Consider the following 22,875-nt stretch of genomic DNA (forward strand, 5'->3'; position numbering starts at 1 on the left):
AACCACGAGGAGAGGGATGTCCATGGACTTCGAGCAGGTCATTTCGGCCGGCGTGCAGGTCGTCGAGGCTGCCGGTGCAATCATCATGGTGCTCGGTGGGGCCCTGGCTTTCGCGGTCGCCCTTCCGCGCGTGCTGCGGAGCTCCACCCGTGCCCAGGCGTACGTGGGCCTCCGTCGTGACCTGGGCCGGGCCATCCTCCTCGGCCTCGAGGTCCTGATCGTGGCCGACATCATCCGGACCATCCTCGTCGAACCGACCGTCCAAAGCGTCGTCGTCCTCGCCGTGATCGTCGTGATCCGCGTTGTGTTGAGCTTCTCGCTCGAAGTCGAAATGGACGGGGTATGGCCGTGGTCACGCTGGCGGGTCGATCCCGTCTCCCCGGTCACCCCGCAGCCGCCTGCTCAGTAGCCTGCGCCGTAGCCCCGTGGCGGTCGGGTCACGAGCACGCCACGCCACACCAGGTGGCGTGGCTGCTTCAGACCCGGGTCATGCCGTCGCCCAGGATCAGGGCACCGAGCATCAGGGCCACGACAACCGTGACGGTCTGGGACGGATTGATGATGCGCTTCTTGAGCGCCACGAGGGGTTTGATCATCGTCTGCGGGGACGCCAGCGTGAGGATCACAGGGACCGCGACACTGGACACCCCGATGACCGTGTAGACGAGGATGCAGATCACCAATTCGGCAAGCGGGAGCGCGTGCGCGCTGAGGGCGAGCCCCGCTGCAGTGCCGAGAACGAGGGCCTTCGGCCGGATATTGAGCACAAGTCCGACCCCGGCGCAGGACACGGGCCCGAGGGTCGCGATCCGGTTGAGCCAGGCGGGTTCGGCCAGCCGGGGAGGGGACGGATGCAGGAGTTTCCACACGCCGGACCCGATCAGCACGGCGCCGAGAACGATCTCCGTCCAGCCGATGGCCGGCTGGAGGGCAGTCATGTCGGCCGGGGGAAGCCAGGTCAGTGTGGCCGTGAACACGGCCGTAACGACGATGAGCCCGACGATCCAGCCCGCGAGGAAGGCGGGGGCCGACCAGCGCTGTTTCGGAGACAGAAGCAGCAGCACCGTCACGAGGAGCGGGGTGGTGCTGAGCGCGACCGCGAGTGCAAGCGGGAGCAGCCGTCCGATTGTGGCGAGCATGGGAGCGCCTCACCCCTCGTGCCCGGGCTCCGGCGCTTGCGTGGCTGTCGGGCGGGGAGATGAGGGTGGCTTCGCTTTCCGCGCATTCTTGCCTGCGACATCGGCCGCCTTCAGGAGACGTCGGGTCTCGACTGTCGGGCCGAATGCCGGCCTGACCCACGCGACGTCGGGATCGGAGTCGACGAGGAACGTTCGGGCGAGCAGGGTGAGGGGGATAGCGAGGATGGCGCCGATGGGCCCGATCACGACGGCCCAGAACAGCACGGAGAAGAAGGTGATGGTCTGGTTGAGGGAGACGGCGCTGCCGACGGCCTTGGGCTGGATGATTGACTGCACGCCGCCGTTGATCACGCCGTAGACGATGATCACGGCGATCACGGTCGGCCAGCCGCCGACAAGATAGCCGAACACGACGGGCGGGGTGATGGCGAAGAAATAACCGATGTTGGGGATGAAACTGCAGAGGAAAGCCAGGAGCCCCCAGAGCAGGGCGGCGGGCACCTGGAGGATCCACAGCGCGATGGTGTTGAGAAATCCCTGCACCAACCCGAGCACGGTCGTGACGATCATGTAGCGGCGAACGTTCGCGGCGAAGACCTTGAGGGCATCGACGAGGCCCGGCCGGCGCTGGCTCAACTGCCCGAGAATGGTGTGCGCATAGGAAGCGTCCGAGGACATCAGGATCAGCATGGTCAGGACGATGACCAGGAAGCCGACGATGCCGAAGAAGCTGCCGAGGAAACCGCTGAGGTAGGGGACGAACCGGCTGGGCGTGAAGCCTTCCGTCATCGCCTGGATCTGCGAGTCGCCGATGCCGATCGTGTTGAGAAACTCGCCAAGGGAGACGCCGAGATCGTGGATCTCCGCGGCATAGCCAGGCAGCATCGAGACGAATTGGGAGATGGCCACGATGACGACATAGAAGAAGCCGGACAGCAGCGCGAAGACGACGAGGATCACCGAGCCGGTCGCGAGGCCGTGCGGCACGCCGCGCTTCTCCAGGCGTACCCGGACAGGATGAGCGCAGATGGACAGCACAAGAGTGAGCAGGACCGGCGCCAGAATGCCGCGGATGCTGCTCATCCCGATCGCCGTGATCGTGGCGGCTGCGAGGCCGACCAGGAGCAGCGTCCCGCGGGGATACCGGGGCAGGGGTGTGGGGTCGGGTCCGACGATGCTCATACTTGTCCCGCCATCCTCTTCGATGGGTTGTCCATCGAGTGGCTCCGCCAACGATTCATTGGGAAACGTAGTCCCATTTCGTGCGCCCAGCGTCGTTTCCGCGTTTCTCCGCTTCGGCGCCTCGAAGCTAGTCTGAGAGGAACAAACCAGAGCGGGGGAGACGGATGCTGTCAGGCGAGCTGTTGAGTGAGGCCTATGGCCGGGTCGGCGGCGTGGTGCGTTCGGTGTTGCGGCAGGCCGGACCGGCCCTGCTCGAATACCGGGCGGACCCGGAGGCGAATTCGATCGCCTGGCTGGTCTGGCACCTGACACGGGTGCAGGACGGACATGTCTCCGAACTTCTCGGCGAGGACGAGGTCTGGATCAGCGGCGGCTGGGCCGCGAAATTCGACCTGCCCTTCTCCGACTCCGAGACCGGATACGGCCAGACCGCGGAACAGGTCGGCGGCGTCCGGGCCAGTGCCGAGCTGCTCGGCGGTTACTTCGACGCCGTGCACAGCCGGACCCTCGCCTATCTTCCGACGCTGACCCCCGAGGACCTCGACCGGATCGTCGACACCTCGTGGAACCCGCCCGTGACCCTCGGAGCCCGGTTGGTGAGCGTGCTGGCCGACGACCTGCAGCACGCGGGCCAGGCCGCGTTCGTGCGGGGCCTGGCGGTCCGTTCCGGGGACTGACCCCGCCGTGCGCCAGGGCGCCGTTCCTCCCGCCGCCGGCGCAACTCCTGCCGGGACCCGCGCGCGCGTGCCGCTGTGGCTCAAGGTACTCCTGTCGACGGCCCTGCTCTTCGTCATCGTCTGGTTCGTCGTCGTGCCGCAGTTCGCCGGCGTTGAGGCAGCCCTCGCGTCGCTGGAAAGCGTTTCGCTGCCGCTCGTTCTCCTGGCCGCTGCCCTCCAGCTGTCCTCGCTGCTCTCCTTCAGCGCGTTGACCGCCGCGGTGCTCGGACCCGTCCGGCCGGGCTACTTCACCCTCCTCCGGATCGACCTCGCGGACCTCGGGGTGAACCACGTGGTGCCCGGCGGAGGAGCGACGGCAGCCGCGGTGCGCTTCCGGCTCCTCGTCCGCGCCGGAGTGCGATCCGGCGCTGCGCTCACCACGGCGACCATCGAGACCACTGGTTCGAACCTCGTGCTCGGGATCGTGTTCGCCGGCGGGATCCTGTTGTCGATCACGACCCTTGTCGTCACGGGCACGTACATCGTGGCAGGGACGGTGGTGCTGGTCCTGCTGGTCGGCACGGGCGCCGGCGTCTGGTTCCTGACCCGCCGGACTGAGCTCGTCGTGCGTGGATCGCGCCGGGTGGCGGCGCGCGTGCCGCTGGTCTCCGAGGATCGGGTCGAGGTCTTCGTTCGCAGCGTGGCGGCGCAGGTCCTCGAGCTCGTCACAGACCGACGGCGGATGTCCGCCGCGCTCGGCCTCGCCGGCGCGAACTGGCTTCTCGACGCTGCTTCGCTCGGAGTCCTGCTCGCCGCGTTCGGGCATCCGCTTGCCATCGGCCCGCTGCTGGCGGTCTACGGGCTCGGCGGGCTCCTCGCGCTCCTGCCGTTGACCCCGGGAGGCCTCGGTATCGTCGAGGGTGTGCTCGTGCCCGCCCTCGTCGCGGTCGGGACTCCGCACGCGACGGCGCTGCTCGCCGTTGTCGGCTGGCGGGTGCTCGAGTTCTGGCTTCCGATCCCGCTCGGTCTCGCCGCCTACGTTTCGCTGCGCCTCGGCGTGCTCCGGCGGCGTCCCGCCGCTCCCTGAGCGTCACGGGCGCGGTATGCGCATCCAGGAATATTCGTTCTCCGGACGCCCAGGCGTCCCGTAGCGCGGAGAGCGCAGAACGGTTCCGGTGTCCGCGAGGTACTCGAGGTACCGGCGAGCCGTCACCCGGGAGATCCCGAGTGCGTCGGTGACCTCGCTCGAGGAGACCGGGGACTCGTGCTCTTTGAGGAAGTCGACGACGGCCGAGAGGGTGCCTTCCGCGAGTCCTTTCGGCCGGGGAAGCTCGGCGGGCGCGCGCAGGCTCGCGAATGCCAGGTCGACGTCCGACTGGTTGGTGACCCGGGATTGGGTGCCGAGCTGGAGTCGGAAGTCCCGGTACTGGCCGAGCTTCTGCGCGAAGGTCGCGTAGGTGAACGGCTTGATCAGGTATTGGACGATGCCTGCTGCCACCGCGCCACGCACGATCTTCAGGTCGCGCACCGCCGTGATCGCGATGATGTCCGTCATCAGCCCGGCCGAACGCATCCGGCGGCTGACGTCGAGGCCGTGGAGGTCGGGGAGGGTCATGTCCATCAGGACCAGGTCGATCGGGCGGCCCGCGGACTCGGCTTCTGCCAGCGAACGCAGGGCGGAGTGTCCGTCCCGCGCGGTTCCGGCGTGGACGAAGCCTGCCAGGCGACCGAGATAGACCGCGTGGGCTTCAGCCGCGATGGCCTCGTCTTCGACGACGAGCACGCGGATGTCCGCGTCAGGCATCGTGCGGATCCCTCGCTCCGGTGGGGCGCACGGCGGCGACCTCCGCTGAGGGTGCCCGGCAGGGAAGCGTGACCGTGAAGACCGCGCCCCTCCGGAATCCGATCGTCAGGGTACCGCCGAGGCGGTTGACGGTCTGTTGGACCAGTGCGAGGCCGAGCCCACGCCCGAACTCACCGGGTTCCTTGGTGCTGAAGCCGCGGCGAAGCACGTCGTCGAGCGTCTCCGGATCGACGCCATGGCCGCTGTCGGCGACTTCGACGACGACGGAGGCCGCACCGTTGTGCACGGAGAGGTGGACCTCCCGCGGCGCCGCGGCGTCCATGGCCGCGTCGAGGGCGTTGTCGATCAGGTTGCCCACGATCGTGACGAGGTCCCTGGCCTGCAGCCCGGTGTCGGACAGGCTGCCGGTGGCCTCGACGGCGAGGACGACGCCGAGCTCGCTGGCCTGGGCGAACTTACCCATCAGCAGTGCGCTCAGCACGGGCTCGTCGACCGACGCGACCACCTCGTCCGTCAACATCTGGCCGAGTTCGAGGTCCCTGGTCGCGAATTCCAGTGCGTCTCCGGTGCGGCCGAGTTCCATCAGCGAGACGATCGTGTGCAGCCGGTTGGCATGCTCGTGCGTCTGGGCCCGCAAGGCATCGGACAGGGTCTGCATGGACTGCAGCTCGCTGCCCAGGGACTCCAGATCGGTGTGGTCGCGGATCGTGGCGACCCACCCCATCGGCGTCGATTTCCCACGGCCGCTCACCGGTGGCGCGAGTGCGGGCTGCTGGCTGACGACGAGCACCCGGGTGCTGGTGAGGTGGATCTCATCCTGCACGGGGCGGCCACTGCGAGCAGGTCACCGAGTCCCGCCGGGAGCTCGAGCTCGCCGAGGGTCGGGGCGGCGGCTCCGCCCCTCGGATTCGCCGGTCGGGACGGGATGCCGAGAAGCTCGGCGGCCTGGTCGTTGTAGAGAACGAGGTCGCCCTTTAGATCAACGAGGACGAGGCCTTCCCGCACGGAATGCAGTACGGAGTCGTAGTACACGAACAGCTGGGCGAGCTGTTCCGGTCCCCAGCCCAGGGTGACCCTGCGCAGGTAGCGCCCGATCAGGGACGTGACGATCGCGCCGGCCACGAGGAGGGCGAGTGCCAGGCCCAGGACAGCGGGCAGTCGGGCGGTCAGGGCGATCGACAGGTTGCTGGTCTTCACCCCGGCAGCGACGTGCGCGCGGACGGCGCCCTGCGCATCGACGACGGGCACGACTGCGCGGACGGACGGGCCCAGGGTTCCCGTCGTGACCTCGGTGAACGGCGTTCCCGCCAGGGCCGGCGCGATGGTGCCGATGTACGGCCGCCCGATTTCCGATTCGGTCGGGTGAGTCCATCTGGTTCGGTCCGGCGCCATGATCGTGATGAAGTCGAGCCCCGCCTTCTGCGTGACGCTGAGCGCGTATGGCTGCAGGAGCGCGCTCGGATCCGGGGTCCCGCTGGCCTCCAGGACGAGCGGGTTCTCCGCGATGGCCGTCGCGACCGACAGCATCCGGCTCTCGGTTTCGGCGTAGCCGCGATCGCGAGCGTCGATGAACAGTGCCGTGCCGACCGAGGCGGCGAGCGCGACGATGAAGACGGAATGGGCCAGGAAGAGCCGGCGCGCGATGCTCCAGTCGCGGATCATGGCGTGCCGCCCTTCTCACCTCGATGTGAATGAAACCATATGCCCGTCGCGCGTGAACAATATGACCGCAACCGTGACGCCACGCGCCGCGTCGACCATTCTGAAACGCACAACACCAGACAAAGGAGTCTCTCATGGCAGCACTGCGAGCCACACGTCCGGTCCGGCCGGCGAAACGGATCGACACGTCCCACTACCTGTACATCGCGGTCGTCGTGGCCGTCGTGCTCGGCATCACCGTCGGCCTGCTTTTCGGCGGGAAGGACGGCTTCGCCGTCTCGCTCAAGCCGCTCGGCGACGTGTTCATCGCACTCATCAAGATGATGATCTCGCCGATCATCTTCTGCACGATCGTGATCGGCATCGGCTCGATCGCGAAGGCCGCGACGGTCGGACGGATCGGCGGACTGGCGCTCGGGTACTTCCTCGTCATGTCGACCTTCGCACTCGGAATCGGGCTGCTGGTCGGGAACCTGATCCACCCCGGCGCAGGGCTCGACCTGAAAGCGGCCGCGGCATACGTGCCGCCGGCCGCCGCGGACTCGCAGGGCTTCTTCCTGGGCATCATCCCGACGACGCTCTTCTCGTCGTTGACGAGCGGCAACATCCTGCAGACCCTCTTCGTCGCACTGATCGCCGGGTTCGCCCTGCAGAAGATGGGCAGGGCGGGCAAACCGATACTCGAGGCGATCGCGAACGTGCAGGCCCTCGTCTTCCGGATCCTGATCATGGTGATGTGGCTCGCTCCGATCGGCGCGTTCGGCGCCATCGCGGCGGTCGTGGGCGCGACAGGCTTCCAGGCCGTGGTCAGTCTCTTCACCCTGATGGGCGCCTTCTACCTCACCTGCATCCTCTTCATCGTCGTCATCCTCGGCGGGCTGCTGAAGATTTCCACCGGCGTGAGCATCTTCAAGCTGATGCGCTACCTCGGCCGGGAATACCTCTTGATCTTCTCGACGTCGTCGTCTGAGGCGGCGCTGCCGCGGCTGATCGCCAAGATGGAGCACCTCGGTGTCTCGAAGCCGGTCGTCGGCGTCACCGTGCCGACGGGGTACTCGTTCAACCTCGACGGCACCGCCATCTACCTGACCATGGCCTCCCTCTTCATCGCCACAGCAATGGGCCAGCCCCTCGCCCTCGGCGAGCAGATCGGCCTGCTCGTGTTCATGATCATCGCGTCGAAGGGAGCCGCCGGTGTGTCAGGTGCCGGCCTCGCGACCCTCGCTGCGGGGCTGCAGGCCCACGCCCCGCAGCTGCTCGGCGGTGTCGGCTTCATCGTCGGCATCGACCGGTTCATGTCGGAGGCCCGCGCACTCACGAACTTCACCGGCAATGCCGTGGCCACCGTTCTGATCGGCTCCTGGACCCGGGAGATCGACAGGGCCCAGGTCGACCGGGTCCTCGACCGACTGGAGCCGTTCGACGAGACCACGATGATGGCGCACACCATCGATCCCACCCCCGCGGAGCGGTCCGTCGCGGCAGAACGGGCTGCGCAGTCTGCGGTGCTCGAAGACGCCAGGCACTGACCCAGGCCCCACCTGGTGCGCGGCGCCGGGCCCGCCCCCTTCGAGGGCGGGCTCGCCGTCGCGCATCCGTGTTCTCGCCGGGGAGGGATAGTCTCGGAATCAGCGCCGCCGGAGGCGCCTGACCGGGGGACCGAGAAGAAGATGACGGAGATGCCCGACCTCACGTCGAAGGAAACCGCGAGGCTGAACCCGGAGCCTCCCGAGGCGACGACGCTCGCGGACTTCGCGAGCAGCAGCGCCGGTGAGGTGCTGAGCCGACTCGGGTCAACGGCTGCGGGCCTGACCGGCGTCGAGGCAGCTCGTCGGCTCGCCTCGACCGGACCCAATGCGGTGCGCACGCACAAGGCAGGTCCCCTGTCCGTGCTCGGCAGGCAACTGCGCAGTCCCATCCTCATCCTCCTGATCGTGACCGCCGCCCTGTCGCTTCTCCTCGGGGACGTCACCAACTCCATCGTGATCGGCGTCATCCTCCTGGCGAGCGTCGGGCTCGGCTTCAGCAATGAGTACCGGGCCGAGCTCGCCGCCGAGGCGCTGCATTCGCGGGTGACGCACAAGGCCGTCGCCGTCAGGGACGGGTCCCTGGTCGAGATCGATGTCGTCGACATCGTTCCCGGCGACATCCTCCACCTGTCCCTCGGCGCCGTCGTCCCCGCCGACATCCGCCTGCTCTCGTGTGAGGACCTGCTCTGCGACGAGAGCATCCTGACCGGGGAATCACTGCCGGTTGACAAGTCGCCGGAACCCATCCCCGCCGGAGCGGCGCTCGGCGACCTGAACTCCTGCGTGCTGATGGGCACGGTCATCCAGTCCGGAAGCTGCGTCGGCGTGGTCGTCTACACGGGCGCCCACGCCGAATTCGGGCGCATTGCGCTCGGCCTCGGCACCCGGCAGCCGCAGACCGAGTTCGAGCTCGGCCTGCGGCGTTTCTCGCTGCTGCTGCTCCAGGTGGCCATCGGGCTGACGACGCTCATCTTCGTCGCAAACCTGCTTCTCCAGCGCCCCCTGCTCGAGTCCCTGCTGTTCTCGCTCGCGATCGCGGTCGGGATCACGCCCCAGCTCCTGCCCGCCGTCGTGTCTACGAGCCTCGCCACCGGAACCAGGGAGCTCGCGAAGCGCAAGGTGCTGGTCAAGCGCCTGGTCTCGATCGAGGACCTCGGAGACATGGACGTGCTCGTCACGGACAAGACGGGAACCCTGACCGAGGGGAAGATCTCGTTCACGACGGCGCTCCCTGCGGCCCCGCACGTGGACGCGGGTGACGTCCTCCGGTTCGGGCTGCTCGCGACCGAGGTCGACTACTCGACGGGCACGGTGTCGACGGTCGGCCAGAACCCGCTCGATGTGGCCGTCTGGGCCGCACCGGAGGCCCCGGCCTCGCAGGTGTCCGAGTACACCCGGCTCGACGTGATCCCATTCGACCATGAGCGCCGGATGACAAGCGTGCTCGTGCGAGACCCGGCAGGGACGCTCACCCTCGTCACCAAGGGATCGCCCGAGGATGTGCTCCGGGTCTGCCGCGACGTGGCACCGGCCGCCCGGCACCTGCTCGACCAGCAATACGCGAAGGGCAGCCGCGTCGTCGCGGTGGCGACCCGGACCGGCTCCGGGCTCACGGACATCAGCCCGGCCGATGAGAACGACCTCACGCTCGCCGGGTTCCTCATCTTCCTCGACCGCCCGAAACAGAGCGCGCGGGCCTCACTGAAGCGGCTCGAGACCCTGGGCATCTCCGTGAAGATCGCGACGGGGGACAACGCCCGGGTCGCGGAGAAGGTGTGCGGCGACCTCGGCCTCGAGTCGGGAGGCACCCTGACGGGCGGGGAGATCGACGCCCTCACGGATGCCGAACTCGCGGTCCGGGCGGAGGAAGCGAGCATCTTCGCCCGGGTGTCCCCGGAGCAGAAGTCCCGGCTCATCCACGCCCTGCGGGCGAACGGGCGTGCCGTCGGTTTCCTCGGCGACGGCGTCAACGACGCCCTCGCCCTGCACGGAGCCGACATCGGGATCTCGGTGGACAGCGCAACGGATGTCGCCAAGGACGCCGCGGATGTCGTGCTGCTCGACAAAGACCTCGGAGTGCTGGCAGACGGGGTGATGGAAGGTCGACGGATCTTCGCGAACACGATCAAGTACGTGCTGATGGGCACCTCGAGCAATTTCGGCAACATGTTCAGCGCGGCGACGGCATCCGTCGTGCTCAGCTTCCTGCCGATGCTGCCGGGGCAGATCCTGCTGAACAACCTCCTGTACGACGCCGGCCAGCTCGCCATTCCCGGCGACAGGGTCGACAAGGAGCAGCTGCTCGCGCCCTCGCACTGGGACATCGGGTACATCCGGCGCTTCATGTTCCTGTTCGGCCCGATCAGCTCGCTCTTCGACTTCGCGACCTTCGCGCTGATGCTCCTGGTCTTCCAGGCCGCGCCCGGAGAGTTCCGGGCCGGGTGGTTCATCGAATCGCTGGCCACGCAGACGCTCATTATTTTCGCGATCCGCACCAGACGGGTGCCGTTCCTGCGCAGCCGGGCCTCTCGAGGGCTCACCATCTCGGCGTTCTCCGTTGTCGCGATCGGCATGTACCTGCCGTTTTCTCCGCTCGCCGGAGTCCTCGGCTTCGACCCGCTGCCGCTGCCGTTCTTCCTCGCCCTGGCCGGGATGACCGTGCTGTACCTCGTCCTGGTCGAGTTCGCCAAGCAGTGGTTCTTCAGCCGCCCCGCGCAGCAGCCGACGGCCACCCGTCAGCGGGTCTCGAGCCACCACCTTGCCCGGCGCGCGGCACGCTTCAGCGTCGTGGAACCGGGAGCGGTCGTCGCCAGGCGACGGTCGGCCTCGCGGCGCCGACGTGCCAGGGCCGGGCGGAAATAGCCTCACGACGCAGGCGGATCCTGACGGAGGCTGATCAGGGGCCGATCAGGAAACGGATCAGGAGGCGAGGGCGGCGACGATCGAGTCGCCCCACTGTCGTGCCCGGTCGAGCTCCCCGTCGGCGAGCGGTCCGGTCTTGCCGTCGACGATGAACCCCGTCGGCCGGGTCAGGATGTGGGCCCCTGCGGACTTGAGCCTGCGGGTCACCCTTCCTGCGGCATCCCCGTGCAGGGGCGAGTGGACCCGGGTGTCGAAGGCGGCAGCCTGGATGCCGCGCAGGGTGCCGGGGTTCAACTGGTCGAGGAAGGCCTGCATCCGCGGTGACGGACGCCAGCCGTTGATCGGGCAGCCGACGACGAGGAGATCCACTCCGGTCAGGCTGTCCGGGCTGATGGTCGAAACGGACACCGCACTGCCGCCGATCGCATCCGCGATGGCCCCTGCAACGGATTCGGTGGTGCCGTAGTTGGAATCGAAGACAACGAGCGCGCTCACGAGCGGCCTCCAGTCGGAAACGACGGTTCAGATGCTCTCAGTGTGGTCCCGGAGGGTGGGCCTGTCGAGGCTCGTTCGTGCCGGAGAAGCACCCAGAACGGGTGTCAGACGGGTGCGATCAGTCGTCGAGGCCGCGCGCGACGAGGGCCTCACCGATCGCATCCGCTGCGTACAGGGAGCGCACGACGACCGGCACCGCGAGCGCGAGCAGGGAACCCTGGGTGCCGCGGGCCCTGCGTGCCTCGAGTACCTCGGTGACGATCTCGGCGACGAGGGGGATGCAGCGCAGAGTGATCGCAACGAGCAGTCCGACCCTGTCGGCATCGACCCAGCGATCGAAGGGGCGGAGCAGCCGCTGGAACCCCTCGAGGACCGCCGTGACGGTGGTCGTGAGCGTGAAGAGCGCTGCGAGGGCGACGGCCGCGAGCAGCCGCCCGGCCATGAGCGCCGCCGGCACCCAGCCAGACAGGAGCGCCTGGATCGGCACGGCGATCAGGAGGATCCACAGGATCGGACCGATCTGCTGCCAGGCTGCGCGCGGAGGCACGCCGGCCACGGGATACAGGCCGGCGATGATGCCGAGAGCGACCAGGAGCTGCCACGGCTCGCCGAGAATGCCGACCCAGAGCACCCCGGCCGACAGGACGGCGAGCTTGAGCAGGGTCGGCGCCCGGTGGAGGAGTGAATGCCCGGGGGAGTAGAGGCCGATCATGCCAGCAATGCCCGGTACGCATCGATGGCCACGGCCGGTGCGCCGTCCGCGACGACCGTGCCGTCCTCGATGCAGATCACCCTGTCGAAGTCTTCGAGCAGGTCGAGCTGATGGGTGACCACGATCACCTGCTGGGTCATGGCCCGGAAGAGGTCGGCGATGCGCCGGGAATTGCGGGCGTCCAGGAGCGTTGTCGGCTCGTCGGCCACGACGACCTGCGGCTCGCCGACGAGGACGGCGGCGAGGGCGAGCAACTGCTTCTGGCCACCGGAGAGCCGATGCGCCGGATGGGCGGCGTGGGCGCTGAGCCCGAAGCGGTCGAGTGCCGCCTGGGTACGGCCGGCGATCTCGGCGGCGCCCAGTCCGCGTTTGCGGAGGCTGAACGCGACGTCTTCCTCGACGGTGGGCATCACGATCTGGTTGTCAGGATTGGTGAAGATGAAGCCGACCCTGCGCCGTACTTCGCGCGCGTTCTTCGCGACGAGGAGCCCGTCGACCGTGACAGTCCCGGCATCCGGTGTGATGAGCCCGTTGATCAGGCGGACGAGGGTGGATTTGCCCGAGCCGTTCGCGCCGACGATCCCGATGCGGCGTTCGGTGAGGGTGAGGCTCAGGTCGCGGAGCACGCTGCGGTAGCCGAAGGAGTGCGACACTCCGTCGAAGACGATCGTGCTCACGGTGGCCTACTCGTCCGAGGCCCGGGCCGGGGTCGGGGTCGCGGTCGAGGTCGAGGTCGGGGTCGAGGTTGCGGACGACGCGGTGACTGCGCGGCGGCGGGGGATGAGCCCCGGGTATGCGCGGTGCACCTGCCGGGCGACGAGCACCGTGACCACGGCCTTGATCGCGTCTCCGGGCAGGAATTTCGAGGCGTCGACCAGGGCGCCCCAGATCGGGAGGTGCAGGGTGAACGCCGTGACGGGAACGCCGATGGCGTAGATCATGACGATGCCGCCGAGCACGGTCGCGCCGAGGGCGGGCCAGAACGGGTATTTCGGGAGCAGCCGGCTGGTGAGATACCCGATCACGAGTACGCCGAGGAGCCAGCCGTAGAGATAGCCAGCGGACGGCGAGGTCGTGAACCAGGCGAGGCCGCCACGGCCGCCGGCGAGCAGCGGCAGCCCTGCGGCCGTGAGGGCGAGGAAGAGCAGTACGGCGAAGAAGCCCTTGCGGGCCCCGAGGACCGCGCCGGCGAGCATCACGCCGAGGGTCTGCAGGGTGATCGGCACCGCGATCACGCCGAGGGAGAGAGGTCCGGGGACGCCGAGCGCCGCGATCAGCGCGGCGAAGATGGCGATCTGCGCGAGGTCGCGCACGGTCAGGGTTCTGGCGGTCATGGTTTTCAATGTACGAGCAGCGCGGGGGCGGTTTCCAGAGGAGACCTACAAAGAATCCGGCGGATCTCTATCCGCCGGCGCCGGGGACGGCCACAGTGGCGGCGTCGTTGCCCGTCCCGGCGAGCCGGGCTGCCCGATCCTCCATCGCCGTGATCGCATCGGCGGCACGCACGAGGGCGAGGTGGCTGAGCGCCTGCGGTGTATTGCCGGCCTGGCGGCCCGCGCCGACGTCGTACTCCTCGCTCAACAGGCCCACGTCGTTGGCGAATCCGACGAGCCGGTCCATCAGGGCCCGGGCGTCTTCACCCCGTCCGGAGTTCGCGTACTGCTCCACGAGCCAGAAGGAACAGGCGAGAAACGGATGCTCGCCACCGGCCAGTCCGTCGACAGGAACCTCCGTGCGGTAGCGCAGCACCAGGCCGTCCCGCAACAGGTCGGCCTCGATCGCGGCGACCGTGCCGAGCATCCGGGCATCCGTCGGATCATGGAAGCCCACCTGGGGAAGCACGAGCAGGGAGGCGTCGACCTCCGTGCCGCCGAAGTACTGGGTGTATGTGCCGAGTTCGGCGTTGAAGCCCCGCTGCTCGATGTCGCTGCGGATCTCGTCCCTGAGGGCGGTCCAGCGTTCGACGGGGCCGTCGAGGCCGAATTCGGTACAGCCCCGCACCATCCGGTCGAAGGCAGCCCAGACCATCACGCGGGAGTGGGTGAATTCGCGGGCCGGACCGCGCACCTCCCAGATACCCTGGTCCGGCCGGGACCAGGTTCGTTCGAGGACCCGATCAGGGCGCGCTGCAGCGGCCAGGAGAATTCGCCCTCGGTGAGGCCGCTGTGGCGCGCGGCGTGCAGTGCCACCATGACCTCGCCGATGACGTCGGCCTGGAACTGGTCGACGGCGCCGTTGCCGACCCGCACGGGGCTGGACCCGCGGTACCCGGGCAGGCTCGGGAGCTCGCGTTCCGGCAGGTAGCGTTCGCCGGCGAGGCCGTACATGATCTGCACGTCGTCCGGGTCGCCGGCGATCGCGCGCAACAGCCAGCCGCGCCAGTTCTGGGCCTCCTCGGCGTACCCGTGCGCGAGCAGCACGCTGAGGGCGAGCGCCGCGTCGCGGAGCCAGACGTAGCGGTAGTCCCAGTTGCGGTGGCCGCCGCGGAATTCGGGCAGCGAGGTCGTCGCCGCCGCGACGATGCCGCCGGTTTCCTCGTGGGTGAGCGCCCGCAGCACGAGCATGGAGCGCACGACTTCGTCCCGGTATGGACCGTCGTGGGTGCACGAGCGCGCCCAGTCTGTCCACCAGGCGGTCGTCGCAGCCAGGGCGGCGTCGACGTCGATCCGGGCGGGCGGCGGCCGGTGCGAGGGATGCCAGGCGAGCTGCAGGTCGACGACCTCTCCCGCCGCGACCGTGAATGTGGCCGTGTGCCGGTGATCGGCGGCGGTCAGTTCCGGGCCGCGCACGGCGATGGCGTCTGGCCCCGCGACGGCGAGCAGCACGGTCTCGCCGTCCTGGTGGACCTGGCGCACCCAGGGAATGCTCACTGCATAGCCGAAACGGATGCGCAGTTCCTCGGTCATCTCAACGGCACCGGCCAGGCCGCGCACCCGGCGGAGCACGTCCGGCCGGCCGTCACCGTGCGGCATGAAGTCGAGGACCTCGACACGTCCGGTCGGGGTCGTCCAGACCTGGGCCAGGATGAAGGTGCCGTCGACATAGTTGCGCGTGCTCGTTGCAGCGGGGTCTGCCGGGGCGAGCAGCCAGCGCCCGTGGTCCTCGGTGCCGAGGAGCGCGCCGAACATGGACGCGGAGTCGAAGCGCGGCAGGCAGAGCCAGTCGATGCTTCCGTCACTGCCGACGAGGGCCGCTGAATGGCAATCGCCGATCAGGGCGTAATCCTCGATGTTCAGGGGCATGCAGACATCCTGTCACCGCGCGGGCGTCCTCCGGCCGTGAGCGGATGCCCGGGCCGGGACCCGGAGGAAATCCTCAGGCGACGAGGCGGGCGCGTTCTGCGGGTTCGACAGCGGTGTACCCCGGGAGCGGCACGGCCGAGACGAAACGTTCCGCCTGCGGGGCAGTCGGCTTGCGGGCCGCTGCATCCGGTTCGGCCCAGACGGTGATGGGGGCGGGGGTGAACGACAGTGCCGCCGGTTCACCGACGGACTCGCCGCGCAGTTCCGAGGTGGCGCTGCGGAGCGCGGATGTCAGGGAGGCGGCCACCTGGCGGGCCTTGAGGCCGTGGAAGATCACGTCGGTGTCCGCGGGGCTGCGCGGAACGAGGGTCCAGAGTCCCTGCTCGCCGATCAGCCGCGACAGCTCGCCGTGGAAGAGGTCGAACACCTCGTCGTCGCTGAGCTCGGGGGTGGGCAGCACCGGTACCGGAATAGCAGGCGCGGCACGACGTCGTCGACCAAACATCGGGAGCCCCTTTCGATCGAAAGCTCTTTCTGCTATCAGTGTGGCGGCCCCGGGCATGATTGAACCGCGGACACGCCGGTCAATCGCGAGTCCGGGAGGGAAACCGGGGCTTTCTAGCTGTCGATTTGCCGTTCATCGGCATCTTTGACGATGGTGCCAATGGCGACGGCTGCGCTCAGCGCCCAGCCGATCCACATGAGCAGCAATCGCCAGTCGCGCGGTCCGCGCCGGGTGGCCTGCAGGATGTTCCAACCGCCGGCGACGACGCCGAGCATCGCGCTGCTGAAGATGAATTTTCGCATGGGTCCTCCGAGGACCACGGTACCCGGATCGGGACCGGGTCGTGTGCCGCCCGGTCCCAGGCATCCGGCATGTTTCCGTCGGGTGAACAAACTGACCGACCGTGCAGGAACTGACCGATCGGTCAGGTAAGGTAGTCCAGTGCAGATCGAACCGGAAGACCTCGTCCCCGCAGCGGCCGCGACCGCGACCGCGACCGTCCGCCCCGGCGCGGGAGCCGAACTGCGGGTCATGGCGCTCCAGCAGTTCGCTGCCGTCGGGTTCGCCGGTACCTCCCTGCAGCAGATCGCAGCATCCGCCGGGTACTCGAAATCGAGTGTGCTCTACCATTTCGCCTCGAAGGACGCCCTCCTCGGCGAGGTGCTGACCCCGGCCATCGAACGCCTCGAGGCCATCCTCGGCGGGTTCACGTCGACCTCGGAGAACGCGGCCTCGCGGCACCGGTTCATCGAGGACTTCGTCGACTTCCTGCTCCAGTACCGGCTCGAAGTGCATGTCCTGATCAACCAGGCCCAGTCCCTCAAGGGCATCGCCGTGATCGATCGGGCCAGGGCCCTGATCGTGCGCCTCGGCGACGCCCTCTGCCAGGAGCACGCCACGACCATCGACCGGATGCGCTTCGGTGTCGCGCTCGGCGGCGCCGCGTACTCCCTCGTCGCCGGCCTGACGTTCTTCGACGAGGACATCACGCCGACCGACGATCTCCGGCCCGCCCTCATCACCCTCCTCTCCGAGCTCCTCGCCCCCGTCGCCGTCCGCACCACCCAGCCCAGGAAGTAATCACAATGGCAACCCTTCTGTATCGGATCGGCCACTTCGCCTACAAGCGCGCGTGGCTCGTCATCGGCGTCTGGGCACTCCTCCTCGTCGGGATCCTCGGCGGCGGCATCGCGCTCGGCGGCAAGACCGCCGAGTCCTTCGCGATCCCAGGCACCGAATCGCAGGACGCGATCGACCAGCTCGCCGCCGTCTTCCCCCAGGCGGCCGGAGCCTCGGTGCAGGTCGTCTACAGGACGCCGGACGGGGCATCCGTCAACACGGAGCCGTACAAGACGGCCATCACCGACATGGCGACCGAACTCGAGGCCGTTCCCGGCGTCGTGTCCGTGATCACCCCGTATTCCGACTACGCCTCGAGCGCCATCTCGACGGACGAGGCCACCGCGCGCAGCGTCGTTCAACTCGACGGTCCATCCGCGGATGTGACGGACGCTACCCTCAACGCCGTCACGGCGACGGCCGCGATCGCGGAGAAGGCCGGTCTCGAGGTCGCCTTCGGCGGCCAGGTCTTCTCGTCCAACACCTTCGGCATCACCATCACCGAGGTCTTCGGCCTCCTCTTCGCCGGGGTCGTGCTGCTGATCACCTTCGGGTCGCTCGCCTCGGCTGGGATGCCCCTGCTGATGGCGCTCATCGGCGTCGGCGTTGCGATCGGCGGTATCACCGCGATCTCCGCGTTCGTGCCCGTCTCGAGCACCGCACCGATGCTCGCAATGATGCTCGGGCTCGCCGTCGGCATCGACTACTCACTGTTCATCCTGTCCAGGCACCGGACCCAGCTCGCCAGGGGCGTCGAGCCGCACGAATCGGCATCGACGAGCGTGGCCACCGCCGGGAGCGCGGTCGTCTTCGCCGGGCTCACCGTCATCATCGCCCTGCTCGGACTGCTCGTCGTCGGAATCCCGTTCCTGAGCGTGATGGGTGTGGGAGCCGCGGTCGCCGTCTTCATCGCCATCCTCGTCGCGATCACCCTCCTGCCCGCGATTCTCGGCCTCGCCAAGGGCCGCCTCACCCCGAAACCCGGCGGGCGCGCCCACAACCGGGCGACCATGCCGGACACGGGCAGGCCCACGATGGGCCGCCGCTGGGTGGGCCTCGTGATGAAGGCGCCGATCGTCGCCGTCATCCTCGTCGTCGGAATCCTCGGCACCCTCGCGATCCCCGCGCTCAGCCTCGACCTCAACCTGCCGGACGGAGCGTCCGAGCCGGTCGACTCGACCCAGCACAAGGCGTTCACCATGATCGAGGAGGGCTTCGGTCCCGGCTACAACGGCCCGCTCATCGTGGTCGTCGACATCACCCAGACCACGAACATCTTCCCTGACCTCGAGACGATCAGCGCCAAGCTGCGTACCCTGCCCGACGTCGCCTTCGTCGGCAAGGGCACCCCGAACGCCACCGTCGACACCGCGATCATCCAGGTGATGCCGAACAGCGCGCCGAACGACCCCAAGACCAAGGATCTCGTCCAGGCCATCCGCGACCTCGCGCCGGGGATCGACTCCGAACTCGGGACTCCCGTCACGGTGACGGGAGCGACGGCCGTGTCGATCGACATCTCGAACCGGCTCAGCAACGCCCTCATCCCGTTCGCGCTCATCGTCGTCGGGCTCTCGATCATCCTGCTGACGATGGTGTTCCGTTCCGTCTTCGTTCCGGTGAAGGCCGCGGTCGGGTTCCTGCTCTCCGTCTTCGCCTCGATCGGTGCGACCGTCGCGATCTTCCAGTGGGGATGGTTCGCCGACCTGCTCGGGGTGAGCACGCCCGGTCCGATCCTGAGCTTCCTGCCGATCCTGCTGATGGCCGTGCTCTTCGGACTGGCCATGGACTACGAGGTCTTCCTCGTCTCCGGCATGCGTGAGGAGTACGTCAAGAACAACGACCCGCGCCAGGCCGTCGTCTACGGATTCGCACACGCCGCCCGCGTTGTCACGGCAGCGGCACTCATCATGTTCTTCGTCTTCTTCGCCTTCGTACCCGACGGCACCGGGGCGATCAAGGGCATCGCATTCGCCCTGGCCGTCGGCGTGTTCCTCGACGCCTTCCTGGTGCGGATGACCCTCGTGCCCGCAGCGATGGCCCTCGCAGGCCGGGCGGCGTGGTGGCTGCCGCGCTGGCTCGACCGACTGCTCCCCAACGTCGACATCGAGGGCGAGGGACTTCGACACCACATGCTCGACAGCCACTGGGCGAAGGCCCAGGACGGCGCCATCACGGCGGACCAGGCCGTCTTCGGCCTGCCGGGCAGCACGATCGGCCCGCTCACCGTCTCCGTGCCGACCGGATCGGTACTGGTCCTCACGGGGACCACCGCCCATCGCCGGGTCGTCGCCGCGACGCTCGCCGGCCGTCTCGACCCGGTCTCCGGCCGGCTCCAGGTGCTCAGCTACCCGCTGCCCTCCGAACGCGGCCGCGCCTTGCGCGTCGTCGCGCTCGCCGATGTCGGCGACAGCCGCGACAACGGCCTGACCATCGGCGAACTGCTCGCCGAGCGACTCGACCTCACCCAGCCACGGTTCCGCTCCCGCAGCCGGCGCGGTCAGCTCGACGCCTGGATCGGACGGATCAACCGTGCCATCGCCGACGACCGTGCCCCGGTCGCACCCCTCACCGCGGACACCCCGGTGTCCTCCCTCTCCGCCGTGTCCCGTGCCGCGGTCCTCGTCGCGGCGGCGCTCGCCGAGCGTCCTGGCGTCGTCGTCATCGACCTGGGTGAAGGACTCCCCGCCGATCCCGCAGGACTCAGCATCGGTGTCGTGGTTGCGACGCTCGCCCCCGCAGACACCACGCTCATCATCGCGGCGGCGTCGCAGCATCCGCTCGCCGCAGCCGGCCGGGCCGTGCTCGTCGTCGACCTCGAAACGCTCGAGCCCGTCGAAACGGCGGGTCCCACCGCCCGCGGAGCTCTCGGCGGATACCCACCGCTCGACCCGGAGCCGCGTCATGCGACCCGGCCAACCGACACCCTCGACCCCCGCGACGCCGTCTTCGGCGCCGACGCCCTGGATGGAAAGGCCGCACTGCGATGAGCACCACGCTCGAACGACTCTTCAGCCGCACGCCGGGACAGCGCCGCTGGACCTTCGGCGCCGTACTCGCCGGACTGATCGTGGTACCCCTTGCGGTCGCAGGCGTCTTCGCCGGCGCGCTCGCGACCGCCGACCAGCGGCTCGACACCCTGCCGGCGATCGTCGTCAACAACGACACCTTCGTGACGACGACGGCCGCGGACGGCACGAAGCAGACCGTGCTCGCCGGGCGCCTGCTCGTGACCGAGCTCACCGCGCCGGCCTCGTCGCGGACGGCGTCGACCGGGTTCGCCTGGACGATCTCCAATTCCGCGGACGCTGCGGCGGCACTCGCCTCCGGCAAGGCATACGCGGTGCTCACCATCCCCGCAGACTTCTCCAAGTCGATCACCTCGATCGGCACCGCAGCGCCGACCCAGGCCGAGCTCGCCATCCGCACCGATGACGCGCATTCCTATCTCGCCGGAACCGTCGCAGGGACGGTCGGCTCCGCGATGACGGGCGTCTTCGGCCGGCAGATCACGACCCAGTACCTGAGCGGCCTGTATTCCGGCCTGTCAACGCTCGGCGGCTCGCTGACGACGGCAGCGGATGGCGCCGGCCAGGTCTCGACGGGCGTCACCGGAGTGGCCACCGGCCTCGATTCCCTCTCCGGGGGCGCGGCCTCCGCTGCAACCGGGGCGGCGTCCGCCTCGACAGGAGCGTCGAGCTTCGCGACCGGGGTTACCGCGTACACGAACGGGGTGGATGCGCTCAGTGCGGGCCTCGGCAAACTCAACACCGGCACGGCAGGTCTCAGCGCCCTCAGCAGTGGCGTCGCCCAGTACACCGGGGGAGTCACGCAGGCGGCAACCGGGTTCACCAAGGTCTCGGCGGGCTTCACGACGCTGGCCGGCCAGTTCGCCGGGGTCGCCGCGGCGATCAAGGCTGACCCCGCAAACGCCGACGCCTACATCGCCCAGTACCAGGCCGGACTCGACACGTACCAGGCCGGACTGACCCAGTTCCAGGGCGGACTCGACACCCTCTCGACGCAGGGCGCCGGACTCAGCCAGCAGACGACATCCGCCCTCACCGGGGTGCAGGGCGGCGTGGCGCAGAGCGCGACAGGGGCCGCGAAGCTCGCAGCAGGTTCGGCATCGCTGCGGACGGGCGCGACCGGCCTCGCCTCCGGCGTCTCGAGCCTCTCGAGCGGCGTCTCCCAACTCGCGACGGGGACCGCGGCCGCGGCCACCGGGGTGCACCAGCTCGAGACGGGCGCGAGCCAGCTCGCGACCGGGCTCGCGTCCGGAGCCGAGAGCGCGAAGAAGCTGAACCAGGACGACCCTGCGCAGTCGGCTTCGGTCGTTTCCGAGCCCGTCGCCATCACCACGAGCCGCGACAACCCGATCGCGACGATCGGCCCGCTCCTCGGGATGGTCTTCGTGCCGGTGGGGCTCTGGATCGGCGCGCTCGCGATCTTCCTCGTGATGCGCCCGGTGACAAGCACCGCTCTCGCTTCGACCGCCTCAACAGGGCGCCTTGTCTCGCGTGGCTTCGGCCGGGCGTTCGGCCTTGCCGCAGCCCAGGCGGTCGTCGTCGTCGCGCTGCTGCACGCCTCGCTCGGCGTGACCTGGACCCTGCTCCCGGCGACACTCGGCTTCGCGGTCTTCCTCGCGTTCGTCTTCGTCGCGGTGCACCAGTTCCTCACCGTGGCGTTCGGACGGGTCGGCATCGTGGTGTCCCTCGTGCTCCTCGCCCTGCAGCTCACTGCGGTCGGCGGACTGTACCCGATCGAGCTCGTCTCGGCGCCGTTCCAGGCGATCAGCCCGTTCCTGCCGCTCACCTGGGCCGTGAGCGGCATGCAGGGGATCGTCTCCGGAGGGGAGCAGGTGCGCTCAATGCCGTGGGCATCCTGCTGCTCTTCGCGGTGGTCAGCATCGGCCTGACGTTCTGGGCCGTTGCCGCCAAGCGCGGCCCGCGCTCCTTCGCCCTGGCCCTCGCCCGCGGCTGACGCACGAGCTCCTTCCGCGAGAGCGGGTGAAACGTCGGTTTGAGCGGACCAGACCGACGATTCACCCGCTTTCGCGCGTGGGGACGGGGCTAGTGCTGCTGTCCGGGGCGCAGGGACTCGTGGGCGCGGGGCGACCGCGGGGCGCGGCGCACCCGGCGCTGGGCGGTGTGCAAGCGCGCGAACGCGAGGGTCTCCACGAGCAGCACGAGGCGTTCCTGCTCGGTGCGCGCCTTGCGGGTGTTGACCTCCGCGACGATCCGGCCGTCCCAGCCGGTGCGCGCGAGCAGGTTGAGCACCTCGGCGACCGGCTCGCTGCCACGGCCGGGCAGCAGGTGCTCGTCGAAGACTTTGCCCTCGTCGAGGGAGCCGGAGCCGTCGCAGAGATGCACATGCCGGAGACGGTCGCCGAGCTCCGTCGCCATCGCGAGACTGTCGAGCCCGCTCAGGGCGCAGTGCGAGAAGTCGAGCGTGACGGCGTCGCAGTCCATCCGGGTGGTGTCCCAGCCGGGGGAGTACGCCTTCATGCCCCGGCCGCCGAACTTCCACGGGAACATGTTCTCGACCGCGATCTCGATGCCGCTGTCCGCGCTGATCTCGCGCACGGAGTCGAGGAACGTGACGGCGAAGTCGGCCTGCCAGCGAAACGGCGGATGCACCACGACGGTTCGCGCCCCGACCTCGGCCGCGAGCGCCGCCGAGCGTTCGAGCTTCACGAGTGGGTCCCGACCCCAGACGAAATGCGTGAGCAGGAGCACGGGAGCGTGGATCGAGAAGATCGGCAGCTTGTATTTCCGCGACAGGGCCAGGAGCGCAGCGGCATCCTGGGTGACGTCGTCGCGGGAGACCATGATTTCGATGCCGTCGTAGCCCGCGAGTTTCGCGAGCCGGAAGGCGTGCTCCGTCGAGAGCGGATAGGCGCACGTCGTGCTCATGCCGATGCGAATCATTGGCGCCAGAGTAAACCCGACTGCTGAACAACGGGTGT

20 protein-coding genes and 1 pseudogene are annotated in these 22,875 nt (G+C 68.9%); 8 read left to right on the forward strand and 13 right to left on the reverse strand.

Features of this window, described 5'->3' with window-relative positions; genetic code table 11:
* Window positions 1-22 precede the first annotated feature (22 nt).
* Entirely contained in the window at window positions 23-409 is a 387-nt protein-coding gene (locus RGU41_RS03650) for a DUF1622 domain-containing protein (RefSeq protein ID WP_134559490.1), read from the forward strand.
* 67 nt (window positions 410-476) lie between these two features.
* Here RGU41_RS03650 and RGU41_RS03655 read toward each other — a convergent pair whose 3' ends face one another.
* Together RGU41_RS03655 and RGU41_RS03660 are read right to left on the reverse strand one after the other, a co-directional pair.
* Window positions 477-1,139 (reverse strand): GAP family protein, encoded by a 663-nt coding sequence (locus RGU41_RS03655; RefSeq protein WP_134447326.1) that lies wholly within the window; start codon window positions 1,137-1,139, stop codon window positions 477-479.
* Between the two features lie 9 nt (window positions 1,140-1,148).
* Window positions 1,149-2,321 carry an AI-2E family transporter gene (locus RGU41_RS03660; protein ID WP_134560894.1) on the reverse strand — a complete coding sequence of 391 codons (1,173 nt, stop codon included), beginning with the start codon at window positions 2,319-2,321 and terminating at the stop codon, window positions 1,149-1,151.
* A gap of 164 nt (window positions 2,322-2,485) precedes the next feature.
* Between RGU41_RS03660 and RGU41_RS03665 the strand changes: the two genes are divergently transcribed.
* Both RGU41_RS03665 and RGU41_RS03670 read left to right on the forward strand, forming a co-directional pair.
* The gene (locus RGU41_RS03665; RefSeq protein WP_134447330.1) at window positions 2,486-2,998 is read left to right on the forward strand and encodes a mycothiol transferase; all 513 of its coding nucleotides are present in this window, start codon (window positions 2,486-2,488) and stop codon (window positions 2,996-2,998) included.
* A gap of 7 nt (window positions 2,999-3,005) precedes the next feature.
* A complete protein-coding gene (locus RGU41_RS03670) occupies window positions 3,006-4,064 on the forward strand; it encodes a lysylphosphatidylglycerol synthase transmembrane domain-containing protein (protein WP_134447332.1) in 1,059 nt (352 codons plus the stop codon).
* A gap of 3 nt (window positions 4,065-4,067) precedes the next feature.
* Here the strand turns inward: RGU41_RS03670 and RGU41_RS03675 are convergent, their stop codons facing one another.
* The 3 genes from RGU41_RS03675 to RGU41_RS03685 are packed head-to-tail and all read right to left on the reverse strand — an operon-like array spanning window position 4,068 to window position 6,443.
* Complete coding sequence (locus RGU41_RS03675; RefSeq protein ID WP_134447334.1) at window positions 4,068-4,781, reverse strand: response regulator; 714 nt, start codon at window positions 4,779-4,781, stop codon at window positions 4,068-4,070.
* The gene (locus tag RGU41_RS03680; RefSeq protein WP_322135581.1) at window positions 4,774-5,604 is read right to left on the reverse strand and encodes a sensor histidine kinase; all 831 of its coding nucleotides are present in this window, start codon (window positions 5,602-5,604) and stop codon (window positions 4,774-4,776) included. Before RGU41_RS03680 ends, RGU41_RS03675 begins: the two co-directional genes overlap by 8 nt.
* Window positions 5,529-6,443 (reverse strand): PAS domain-containing protein, encoded by a 915-nt coding sequence (locus RGU41_RS03685; protein WP_322135582.1) that lies wholly within the window; start codon window positions 6,441-6,443, stop codon window positions 5,529-5,531. Before RGU41_RS03685 ends, RGU41_RS03680 begins: the two co-directional genes overlap by 76 nt.
* Window positions 6,444-6,577: 134 nt before the next feature.
* Between RGU41_RS03685 and RGU41_RS03690 the strand changes: the two genes are divergently transcribed.
* Both RGU41_RS03690 and mgtA read left to right on the forward strand, forming a co-directional pair.
* The gene (locus RGU41_RS03690; RefSeq protein WP_134447338.1) at window positions 6,578-7,972 is read left to right on the forward strand and encodes a cation:dicarboxylate symporter family transporter; all 1,395 of its coding nucleotides are present in this window, start codon (window positions 6,578-6,580) and stop codon (window positions 7,970-7,972) included.
* A gap of 150 nt (window positions 7,973-8,122) precedes the next feature.
* The gene (gene mgtA / locus RGU41_RS03695) at window positions 8,123-10,834 is read left to right on the forward strand and encodes a magnesium-translocating P-type ATPase (RefSeq protein ID WP_134448038.1); all 2,712 of its coding nucleotides are present in this window, start codon (window positions 8,123-8,125) and stop codon (window positions 10,832-10,834) included.
* A 57-nt stretch (window positions 10,835-10,891) separates the two neighbouring features.
* Here mgtA and RGU41_RS03700 read toward each other — a convergent pair whose 3' ends face one another.
* The 7 genes and pseudogenes from RGU41_RS03700 to RGU41_RS03730 form a co-directional block, all read right to left on the reverse strand.
* Entirely contained in the window at window positions 10,892-11,329 is a 438-nt protein-coding gene (locus RGU41_RS03700; RefSeq protein WP_134447340.1) for a flavodoxin family protein, read from the reverse strand.
* Window positions 11,330-11,447: 118 nt separating this feature from the next.
* Entirely contained in the window at window positions 11,448-12,041 is a 594-nt protein-coding gene (locus RGU41_RS03705; RefSeq protein ID WP_134447342.1) for an energy-coupling factor transporter transmembrane component T family protein, read from the reverse strand.
* Entirely contained in the window at window positions 12,038-12,718 is a 681-nt protein-coding gene (locus RGU41_RS03710) for an ABC transporter ATP-binding protein (RefSeq protein WP_322135583.1), read from the reverse strand. Before RGU41_RS03710 ends, RGU41_RS03705 begins: the two co-directional genes overlap by 4 nt.
* 6 nt (window positions 12,719-12,724) lie before the next feature.
* A complete protein-coding gene (locus RGU41_RS03715; RefSeq protein ID WP_134447346.1) occupies window positions 12,725-13,375 on the reverse strand; it encodes a biotin transporter BioY in 651 nt (216 codons plus the stop codon).
* Between the two features lie 67 nt (window positions 13,376-13,442).
* Window positions 13,443-15,283: pseudogene (locus RGU41_RS03720) on the reverse strand (glycoside hydrolase family 15 protein).
* Window positions 15,284-15,356: 73 nt separating this feature from the next.
* The gene (locus RGU41_RS03725) at window positions 15,357-15,743 is read right to left on the reverse strand and encodes a hypothetical protein (protein ID WP_322135584.1); all 387 of its coding nucleotides are present in this window, start codon (window positions 15,741-15,743) and stop codon (window positions 15,357-15,359) included.
* 158 nt (window positions 15,744-15,901) lie between these two features.
* Entirely contained in the window at window positions 15,902-16,090 is a 189-nt protein-coding gene (locus tag RGU41_RS03730) for a hypothetical protein (RefSeq protein ID WP_134447351.1), read from the reverse strand.
* A 139-nt stretch (window positions 16,091-16,229) separates the two neighbouring features.
* Between RGU41_RS03730 and RGU41_RS03735 the strand changes: the two genes are divergently transcribed.
* The 3 genes from RGU41_RS03735 to RGU41_RS03745 are packed head-to-tail and all read left to right on the forward strand — an operon-like array spanning window position 16,230 to window position 21,825.
* Window positions 16,230-16,868, forward strand: a complete 639-nt coding sequence (locus RGU41_RS03735; RefSeq protein ID WP_134447353.1) for a TetR/AcrR family transcriptional regulator — start codon at window positions 16,230-16,232, stop codon at window positions 16,866-16,868.
* Window positions 16,869-16,873: 5 nt separating this feature from the next.
* Window positions 16,874-19,897, forward strand: a complete 3,024-nt coding sequence (locus RGU41_RS03740; RefSeq protein ID WP_322135585.1) for an MMPL family transporter — start codon at window positions 16,874-16,876, stop codon at window positions 19,895-19,897.
* Window positions 19,894-21,825: a YhgE/Pip family protein gene (locus RGU41_RS03745; protein WP_322135586.1), complete on the forward strand. Its 1,932-nt coding sequence runs from the start codon at window positions 19,894-19,896 to the stop codon at window positions 21,823-21,825. Before RGU41_RS03740 ends, RGU41_RS03745 begins: the two co-directional genes overlap by 4 nt.
* Window positions 21,826-21,979: 154 nt before the next feature.
* Here RGU41_RS03745 and RGU41_RS03750 read toward each other — a convergent pair whose 3' ends face one another.
* Window positions 21,980-22,837: a sugar phosphate isomerase/epimerase family protein gene (locus RGU41_RS03750; protein ID WP_134559402.1), complete on the reverse strand. Its 858-nt coding sequence runs from the start codon at window positions 22,835-22,837 to the stop codon at window positions 21,980-21,982.
* Window positions 22,838-22,875: the final 38 nt, after the last annotated feature.

It is taken from the genome of Cryobacterium sp. 10C3 (assembly GCF_034314285.1).
GTDB classification, from domain to species: Bacteria; Actinomycetota; Actinomycetes; order Actinomycetales; family Microbacteriaceae; genus Cryobacterium; species Cryobacterium glucosi.